General features: G+C 37.4%; 5 protein-coding genes, 1 tRNA gene and 1 pseudogene. 3 read left to right on the top strand and 4 right to left on the bottom strand.

Features of this window, described 5'->3' with window-relative positions:
• Window positions 1-92, top strand: a pseudogene (locus tag P8M52_RS02320) (acyl carrier protein); the annotation flags it as partial.
• 81 nt (window positions 93-173) lie between these two features.
• Window positions 174-1,412, top strand: a complete 1,239-nt coding sequence (fabF, locus tag P8M52_RS02315; protein WP_300306749.1) for a beta-ketoacyl-ACP synthase II — start codon at window positions 174-176, stop codon at window positions 1,410-1,412.
• Between the two features lie 52 nt (window positions 1,413-1,464).
• Here fabF and P8M52_RS02310 read toward each other — a convergent pair whose 3' ends face one another.
• The 4 genes from P8M52_RS02310 to metG form a co-directional block, all read right to left on the bottom strand.
• Window positions 1,465-1,680, bottom strand: coding sequence for a hypothetical protein (locus P8M52_RS02310; protein WP_300306746.1), 216 nt, complete (start codon window positions 1,678-1,680; stop codon window positions 1,465-1,467).
• Between the two features lie 40 nt (window positions 1,681-1,720).
• Complete coding sequence (locus P8M52_RS02305; protein ID WP_300306743.1) at window positions 1,721-3,640, bottom strand: M3 family metallopeptidase; 1,920 nt, start codon at window positions 3,638-3,640, stop codon at window positions 1,721-1,723.
• 110 nt (window positions 3,641-3,750) lie between these two features.
• Window positions 3,751-3,838: transfer RNA gene (locus P8M52_RS02300), tRNA-Ser, on the bottom strand.
• A gap of 185 nt (window positions 3,839-4,023) precedes the next feature.
• Complete coding sequence (gene metG / locus P8M52_RS02295) at window positions 4,024-6,027, bottom strand: methionine--tRNA ligase (RefSeq protein ID WP_300306740.1); 2,004 nt, start codon at window positions 6,025-6,027, stop codon at window positions 4,024-4,026.
• 82 nt (window positions 6,028-6,109) lie between these two features.
• Between metG and P8M52_RS02290 the strand changes: the two genes are divergently transcribed.
• Window positions 6,110-6,684 (top strand): P-loop NTPase (locus P8M52_RS02290; protein WP_300306738.1); only part of this gene is annotated, 575 nt, incomplete at its 3' end.

The raw sequence follows: 6,684 nt of genomic DNA, 5'->3' as shown, positions 1-6,684 counted from the left end.
AAGAAGAATTTGACTGTGAAATTCCTGATGATCAAGCGGAAAATATTACAACTGTTCAACAAGCAATTGACTACGTTAACAATAATTTGTAATTTCCGTTTAGTTAGCTAAACAATAAGGCGCTTTCTTCAAAGAATTAAGCGCCTTTTTTATTTTATTAAGAGTGTTGTATCATGAGTAAAAGAAGAGTTGTTATCACTGGCCTAGGTATTGTTTCACCTGTTGGAAATACCGTTGAAGAGTCTTGGAAAAATATTTTAGCCGGTAAGTCTGGTATTAACACCCTTACCAATATTGACACCGAAGGCCAGTCTGTTACTTTCGGCGGATCTGTTAAAAACTTTGAAATAACTGACTATCTAAAACCTAAAGATGCCAAAAAAATGGATCCATTTATCCATTACGGTATGGCTGCCGGCATTCAAGCATTTGAAGATTGTGGCATTGAAGTTACTGAAGAAAATGCGGAGAGAATTGGCGTGGCAATTGGCGCTGGTATTGGTGGTTTGGGCACTATTGAGAAAACAGCCGATCTGTATAGAGAAAAAGGTGCTAAGCGCATCTCTCCTTTCTTTGTTCCCTCTTCGATCATCAACATGATTTCTGGAAATCTATCTATTAAATATGGTTTTAAAGGGCCTAATTTTGCCATTGTTACCGCTTGTACAACAGGAACCCATAATATAGGTGATGCTTCTCGTTTAATTGAATACGGTGATGCTGATGTTATGATTGCTGGTGGCGCCGAAATGTCTACCACCAATTGTGGTCTTGGTGGCTTTGCAGCAGCTCGCGCCCTATCTACTCGCAATGATGATCCGTCAACAGCATCTCGCCCATGGGATAAGGATCGCGACGGCTTTGTACTTGGTGATGGCGCAGGTGTTGTTGTGCTAGAAGAGTATGAACATGCAAAAGCACGTGGTGCCAAAATTTATGCTGAAGTTTCTGGTTACGGTATGAGTGGTGATGCTTTTCACATGACACTGCCATCTAAAGGCGGTGAAGGTGCAGCCCGCTGTATGAAAAATGCCATGCGTAATGCAGGCATTAATACAGAACAAATTGACTACATTAACGCACATGGAACATCCACACCTGCTGGCGATCAAGCAGAAACTGATGCTGCAAAATTAGCCTTAGGTGACCATGCTTACAAGTTAGTGATGAGTTCTACCAAATCAATGACAGGGCACTTATTGGGTGCTGCTGGGGGTATTGAAGCTATCTTTACTGCACTAGCTTTAAAAGATCAAGTAGCGCCGCCAACAATCAACATTCTAAACCAAGATGAAAATTGTGATCTTGATTATTGTGCCAATGAAGCTCGAGAAATGAAAATTAATCATGCTATTTCCAATTCATTTGGTTTTGGTGGCACTAACGGAAGTATCCTTCTTTCCAAGATTTAAAAAAAATGCCTAGCTAAAAGCTAGGCATTTTTTCTTATTGAAATTTGCTTATTTATTTTTCAACAACCAAATCTACGCCTTTAATTTGATCCGCCTCAGAAATCAAGCCTTTAAAAAACTCCCAAACAGTCATAGCACCCGTCTGGACACTATTTAAAGCCGCCTCTTTGTTAACAACTAACGCCCAACTTTCAACAGTTGAGACAAACTGAATTGCACCACCAATCAAAGCCAAAATAATAATAACGCTTAAGATAAATTTAATCATTGTTTTCTTCCTAACAAAAAAATAATAAAACGCATTGTACCTAATTCACAATACCATTGGCTTGTAACAGAGCATTGATTTCTGGCTTTTTACCCCTAAATAATTCATAACTAACCATAAAATCTTGACTACCGCCAGTTTCTAATATATTGTATAAAAAATCCAAAGAGGCTTGTGAACCAATACCGCCTTGTTGCTGTACATAATAATAAGCATCTGCCGCCAATACTTCTGCCCATTTATAACTAAAGTAACCAGCAGCATAACCACCAGCAAAAATATGGCCAAATGTATTTAAGAATCGATTGTTATCAATTGCTGGTATTAGGGCTGTTTTTTCTCTTACCGCCGCTAAAACTTCATAAGTATCCACCAACCCCAAATGTGTTTTTAAATCCCAAATTGAAAACTCACACTGACGCAACATGCCAAGTGCAGACTGAAAATTCTTAGAATCTATCAATTTATTGTAAAGCGATTCTGGCAAGACTTGTTTACTTTCAAAATGCTCTGACATTTGCATTACCACGTCATGCTCATAGCAGAAAAACTCCATGTATTGACTTGGTAGTTCTACACCATCCCAAGGGACGCCAGAAATACCAGCAGCACAAGCATATTTAACCTTAGTCAATACGTGATGTAGCGCATGACCAAACTCATGAAAAATTGTGACTATTTCATCAAACTCAAACAAGGCAGGCTTACCTTCAGTTGGAGAATTAAGATTGCAGACCACAAAAGCAACTGGCTTTTCTTGGTTTTGGAGTGGCTGAAAATCAGCCATCCAGGCACCACCACGCTTATCTTTTCTGGCGTACAAGTCAAGATAAATCTTCCCCACTATTTCATCATTACTAGTTATTTCTAAAACACGCACATCATCATGATAACTTAACTCATCTATTTGCTGAACCTTGACTTGATACAAGTTTTCGATGGTTGAAAACAACCCATCTAATACTTTTTGTTCTGGAAAATATGGTGTTAGATCTGATTTTTTGAAGCCAAATTTCTGCTCTTTTAGTTTTTCACTATAAAATCCCAAGTCCCATGGCTTTAGATCTAGACCTGAAAATTCAATCAATTCATCCAATTCGGCTTGGGCTTGCGTCTTTGATTTATCTACTAAATTCATTAAAAATTCTAGCACTTGATCGACACTTTCAACCATCTTTGATTCAATAGATAGTTGGGCGTAATTATCAAACCCAAGAATGTTGGCCATCTCTTGTCTTAAACCAAGTATTTCATCCATAATTGGCTTGTTGTCATAATCAGTTGAAGTAATGCCTAATTCCGATGCACGAGACACATAGGCGCGATACACCTCTTCTCTTAACGCACGATTATCAAGATAGGTCATTACATCCATATAAACTGGAACCTGTAAGTTCAGCTCATAGCCATTATCCGTTTTAACCTTTGCCAATTCATTTTCACCATAACCTGCCAAATCTTCCAATACAACGACTTTTGTCCATTCGTTGGTAGACTTAAGTGAGTTTTTAGAAAACTGATTACTAAGCAAGCTTAGACGCTCTTTAATTGCCTTAAAACGTTTAGAATCTTCACCCTCCAAACCAACTCCGGCCAATTCAAATCCATCAATTGACTCTTGTAAAATATGTTGTTGTTGATCATCAAGTTGGGTATTTTTTAAATTTTTATAAGCTTCATATAACGCCTTGTTGCTAGAAATTTCAGAATAAAAATTAGTAATGATAGGCAAAGTTTTTTCATATTGCGCATTAAAATCATCACTAAACATCACTGAATTTAAGTGTGAATTAACACTGGTTAGCCTACCCAGTTCACATTCAAAATCATCAGTGGCGGTGATAACACTATCCCAGTCACTGCCTTTTTCTGCCATGGAAACTATATTAAGCCCCTCTTTGGTAAGCTCTTCAATAGATTGAACAATATTTTTTGGTTGGAAGTTTGGTGCAAGATTCATAATGTTGGTTGGTTATTTTTCTATAAAGTATCGATTGATAGAAAATATATTTGAATTCGACTCAAGCTATGTAATTGGATTTTCATACAAAGCCTAGCAAGAAGTTAATTTGGTGGAGAGAGAGGGATTCGAACCCTCGGTACGTTACCGTACACCCGCTTTCCAAGCGAGCAAATTAAACCACTCTGACATCTCTCCGAAGAAGCTTATTTTACGTCAATATTATTGAAAAACCACCCGTTTGAATAATTTCCTAAATTTTTATATCCAAACACCTTATTTAACTAAAAATAGGCTAAAAATAGTGATTTTTAACCTTTAATTGGTAATTTATCGCCAATTTTTAGTGCTAAATCTATTGATTAGTAAAATTTATGAATTTTTTAACTGATTTTCATCCCTGGTGTGGCACCAGAATCTGGCGATAAAATATGTAGTGACTTTCCATTGCCCGCTGCAAGAACCATACCTTCAGAAAGCCCGAACTTCATTTTTCTAGGCGCAAGATTAGCCACCATGACTGTTAATCGACCTTCTAGATCTTCAGGGGCGTAATGGGCTTTAATGCCGGCAAAGACATTTTTAGTATTTTCTTCACCAATATCCAGCGTTAGTTGTAATAACTTATCGGCACCGTCAACATGCTGTGCTTTGACAATTTTAGCAATTCTTAAATCGATTTTTGTGAAGTCGTCAATCTGAATCATATTATCATCCTCTACCTGCTCAGGCTCTGCTTGTACCGTAGTTTGCTTTGATGCGTCAATCACTGTATTAATCTGCTCATCTTCAATACGTGACATTAATGGCTTAAATTTATTAATTTGGTGCTTAGTTAATGGATGCTTAATATCAGTCCAATTTAAAGACTCAATATTTAGGAAATCCTCAGCTTGTTTAGCCATCTCTGGCAGAACAGGCTTTAAGTAAGTCATCAATACTCTAAACAAGTTGAGTGCCAATGAAGTCACATCGTGCACTTGCGCCTCTTTACCTTCTTCTTTAATTAACTGCCATGGCTTATGCTCATCAATGTATTGATTTGCCTTATCTGCAAGCTTCATGATTTCACGCATGGCTTGATTATAATTTCTAGCCTCGTAGAGTTCGGCTATCGTATCACCTTGTGCTACGAATTCATTATAAAGATCAGCCTCAATTGCATAGGCTGATAATGTTTTGTCAAATTTTTTGACAACAAAGCCTGCACAACGCGAAGCAATATTAACTACTTTACCCACTAAATCAGAGTTCACTCTTTGTTTAAAATCTTGCAAGTTAAGATCGATATCATCAATCTTACTTGATAATTTATAAGCGTAATAATAACGCAAACACTCAGGGTTTAAACTATCTAAATAGGTCCTAGCTTGAATAAAAGTACCGCGAGATTTACTCATTTTTTGACCGTTAACGGTTAAAAATCCATGAGCATAAATAGCCGTTGGTGTACGGTAATCAGCACCCATTAACATTGCTGGCCAAAATAGTGCATGGAAATAAACGATATCTTTACCGATGAAATGATACAGCTCAGTTTCAGAATCTTTATTAAAGTATTCGTCAAAATCAATTCCTTGCGTGTCACATAACTTCTTGAAACTAGCCATATAACCAATTGGTGCATCAAGCCATACGTAAAAGTATTTATTTTCAACACCTGGGATTTGAAAACCAAAATATGGTGCATCACGAGAAATATCCCATTGTTGCAAACCTTGGTCAAACCACTCTGAGAGTTTGTTACTAATTTCAGCTTGTAAGTGTCCTGCTTCTGTCCACTCTTTAAGTTGAGTTTCAAACTGTGGCAAATCAAAGAAATAATGTTCTGAATCTTTGGTAATTGGGGTGGCACCAGAAACAGCTGATTTGGCATTAACTAACTCAGTCGGTGAGTACGTTGCACCACAAACTTCACAATTGTCACCATATTGATCCTTAGCACCACATTTAGGACATTCACCTCTAATAAAACGATCAGGTAAGAACATTTTCTTTTCAGGATCGAACGCTTGGGAAATGGTTTTCGTTTTAATAAACCCTTTGTCGTTAAGAGTATTGTAAATACCCGCTGAAATCTCTTTATTTTCTGGGCTATGCGTTGAGTGATACTGGCTAAAGCCAATTGAAAATTCTTTAAAATCTGCTTGATGACGCTCACTCACCCCTTGAATTAACTCTTCAGGTGTAATACCTAGCTCATTCGCCTTAAGCATAATGGGTGTACCATGTGCATCATCTGCACACACATAATGACACTCATTGCCCATCATTTTTTGGAAGCGCACCCAGATGTCAGTTTGAATATATTCTAATAAATGCCCCAAGTGGATTTCACCGTTGGCATAAGGTAGTGCAGAAGTAACTAAAATTTTTCTTGGACTCATAAGATAGGCTTGTTAATATTAAGGTTGAGTGATATCGTTATACGATAAAATATCACCATTTTACTTAAATGGATACATCAATATGGCAGATTTAACGGTTGATAGCATTAATAACATTTTAACCAGTGTTGTTGATAAATACACAGAACAAGACATTGTTTCTTCTAACGCGATTAATAACATTGATATTAACGGCGACAAAGTTGAGATCTCATTAGAGCTTAACTACCCTGCTCAAGGCTACCATGCAGAATTAAGCAAACAAATTACAGATGCTTTAGCGACTAACGGCATTCATAATGCTGACGTTAAGATTGATACAAAAATCATTAAGTATTCAACACAAAAAGGTGTTGAAATCTTATCAGAAGTAAAAAACATTATTGCAGTTGCTTCTGGTAAAGGTGGTGTTGGTAAATCTACAACCTCGGTAAACTTAGCACTTGCACTGCAAGCTGAAGGCGCTAAAGTTGCAATTCTAGATGCTGATATTTACGGTCCATCTCAACCAAGAATGCTAGGTGTTAGCAAGCTTAAGCCTGACACTAGTGCTGAAGGTAAGTTACTACCAATTCTAGGTCACGGTATGCAGAGTATGTCTATCGGCTACTTAGTTGACGAAGACAATCCAATGATCTGGCGTGGCCCTATGGTTAC

The sequence above is a fragment of the Candidatus Thioglobus sp. genome (assembly GCF_029243085.1).
Taxonomy (GTDB): Bacteria; Pseudomonadota; Gammaproteobacteria; order PS1; family Pseudothioglobaceae; genus Thioglobus_A.
This window is presented reverse-complemented; position numbering and strand designations above follow the sequence as displayed.